The 2,973-nt window shown below is 73.3% G+C and carries 1 protein-coding gene; it reads left to right on the forward strand.

Annotated elements, in window-relative coordinates; all coding sequences use genetic code 11:
• On the forward strand, nucleotides 1-2,973 hold a 2,973-nt coding region (locus CCN51_RS19800), incomplete at both ends, for an SDR family NAD(P)-dependent oxidoreductase (protein ID WP_143675847.1).

The following is a 2,973-nucleotide window of genomic DNA, read 5'->3' on the forward strand; positions in this document are numbered from 1 at the left end:
TTCCAACACCAGCACTACTGGCTGAAGCCCGGCAGGTGGGGGAGTTCTCCGGAGAAGGGCTCGGAGGACGACGAGCGCTTCTGGAGCGCTGTCGAAGCGGGGGATCTCGCCGGGCTCGGGGCCTCGCTGAACGTGGCGGAGGACACCGCGCGGCAGGCGCTGGCCCCGGCGTTGCCGGTGTTGGCGGAGTGGCGTCAGCGCACACGGGATCGAGCCCGGACCGACGGGTGGCGCTACCGGACCGCCTGGTCCACGGTCACCGGCTTGGACGCGGCTCCCCGGCTGAGCGGCACATGGTTGCTGGTGGTGCCCGAGAAGCTCGAGGGGGACGCGGCGGTCGAGACGGTCGCCCGGGCGCTGGAGGGCCGGGGGGCGCGGTGCACGACCCTCGCCCTGGCGCCGGGGGACCAGGCGCGCGATCCGCTCACGACGCGTCTGCGGCAGCTGGAGGGCGGGCCCGAGGTCGCCGGTGTGATCAGCGCGTTGGGCCTTGACGAAGCCGTACACCCGGACCACCCGCACCTGTCGGTGGGGCTGGCCGGGACCATCGCCCTGGTTCAGGCACTGGACGAGACGGACTTCGGCGGGCGCCTGTGGTGTGTGACGCGCGGCGGGGTGTCGGTCGGCGAGGACGGCCCGGTGAGCCCGGCGCAGGCCCAGGTTTGGGGTCTGGGGCGCGTGATGGCGTTGGAGTACCCGAAGCGGTGGGGCGGACTGGTCGATCTTCCGGCCGCGGTGGAGGAGGAGACGGCGAGCCGGTTGGCCGCGGTGGTGGCCGAGGGCACGGAGGACCAGGTGGCTTTGCGCGCCGACGGTGCGCTGGGGCGCCGGCTGCGCGCGGCACCGGGAGGTGCGCCGGGCGAGGAGTGGCGGACCGAGGGGTCGGTCCTGGTCACCGGCGGGACGGGCGGTGTGGGCGGCCGGGTCGCACGGTGGGTGGTCGAGCGGGGCGCGCGCCATGTGATCGTGGCCGGCCGACGCGGCCCTGCCGCGCCCGGGGCCGAGGAGCTGACGGCGGAGCTGGAGGCGCTCGGCGCCTCGGTGGACGTGGTGGCCTGCGATGTCGCGGACCGGGACCAGGTGGCCGGGCTGCTGGCGCGGGTGCCGGAAGAGCATCCCCTGCGTGGGATCTTCCACGCCGCCGGTGTCGGCGACTACACGCCGGTGCGCGACCTGGATCCGGACCGGGTGGCGCAGGTGACGGCGGCGAAGGCGGGGGGCGCGCGCTGGCTCGATGAGCTCACGCGCGACCTGGACGTGTCGGCGTTCGTGCTGTTCTCCTCCGGCGCGGCCAGCTGGGGCAGCGGCCAGCAGGGCGCGTACGCGGCGGCCAACGCGTATCTGGACGCGCTGGCCGAACGCCGCCGCGCCGAGGGTCTGCCGGGGCTTTCGGTGGCGTGGGGGCCGTGGGGCGAGGCGGGCATGGCCGCCGACGAGGCGGTGGCCACCTTCTTCCGTGACCGGGGCCTGACCGCCATGCCGCCGGAGCTGGCGCTGCGGGTGCTGGGCGACGCCCTGGGCCGTGGCGAGACGACGCTGACGGTGGCCGACTTCGACTGGGCCCGGTTCGCCGCGACGTTCGCCGGGCAGCGCGCCAGCCGGCTGCTCGCCGAGATCCCCCAGGCCGTCGAACTCCTCGAGAAGGAGACACCGTCCGAGGACAGCCCGTTGCGCAGGCAGCTGTCCGCCGCCGCCCCGGAACAGCGGCACCAGATACTCTCGCAGCACATCCGCGCCCTGGCGGCCGGCGTGCTGGGCCACTCGGGTCCGGACGCCGTTTCCGCAACGAAGCCCTTCTTCGAGATGGGCTTCGACTCGCTGACCGCCGTCGAGCTGCGCAACAAGCTCAGCTCAAGCGCCGGAATGCCGCTGCCCACCACGCTGATCTTCGACTACCCCACGGCGGACGACCTGGCCCGCTATGTCCTCGGAGAGATCTCCGGCACGCAGACGGCTGTCGCCGGCGCCACCGTCGCGGGACCGGTCGGGGAACCGGACGAGCCGATCGCGATCGTCGGGATGGCGTGCCGGTTCCCGGGCGGGGTGACCAGCCCGGAACAGCTCTGGGACCTCGTGACAGAGGGGCGGGACGCGATGTCGGCGTTTCCGACCGACCGCGGCTGGCGCCTGGACACGCTGTACGACCCGGACCCGGACCGCCCGGGCACCAGCTATGTGCGCGAGGGCGGATTCATCTACGACGCGGGGGAGTTCGACGCGGACTTCTTCGGTATCTCGCCGCGTGAGGCGGTGGGGATGGATCCCCAGCAGCGGCTGTTGCTGGAGACCGCCTGGGAGACGTTCGAGCGCGCCGGCATCGACCACGGCTCCCTGCGCGGCAGCGACACCGGCGTCTACGTCGGCGCGACCATCTTCGACTACCTGTCGATCATCGGGATCTCCAGCCTCGACATGGAGGGGTACACCGGCACGGGCAATCTCGGCTGCGTGGTGTCGGGGCGGGTGTCGTATGTGTTGGGGCTGGAGGGTCCCGCGGTGACGGTGGACACGGGGTGTTCGTCGTCGCTGGTGGCGCTTCACTCGGCGGTGCGGGGGCTGCGCGGCGGTGAGTGCTCGCTGGCGTTGGCGGGTGGGGTGACGGTGATGTCCACACCGGGCGCCTTCGTGGAGTTCTCGCGGCAGCGCGGGCTCGCGGCGGACGGCCGCTGCAAGGCGTTCGCGGCGGCTGCGGACGGCACGGGGTGGGGCGAAGGGGTCGGGCTGCTGTTGTTGGAGCGGTTGTCGGACGCGCGGCGCAATGGTCACAAGGTGTGGGCGGTGGTGCGTGGTTCGGCGATCAATCAGGACGGTGCGAGCAATGGGCTGACGGCGCCGAACGGTCCGTCGCAGCAGCGGGTGATCCGGCAGGCGCTGGCGAACGCGCGGCTGTCGCCGGCGGATGTGGATGTGGTGGAGGCGCACGGGACGGGTACGACGCTGGGTGATCCGATCGAGGCGCAGGCGGTGCTGGCG

It is taken from the genome of Streptomyces milbemycinicus (assembly GCF_002154605.1).
Lineage (GTDB): Bacteria > Actinomycetota > Actinomycetes > Streptomycetales > Streptomycetaceae > Streptomyces > Streptomyces milbemycinicus.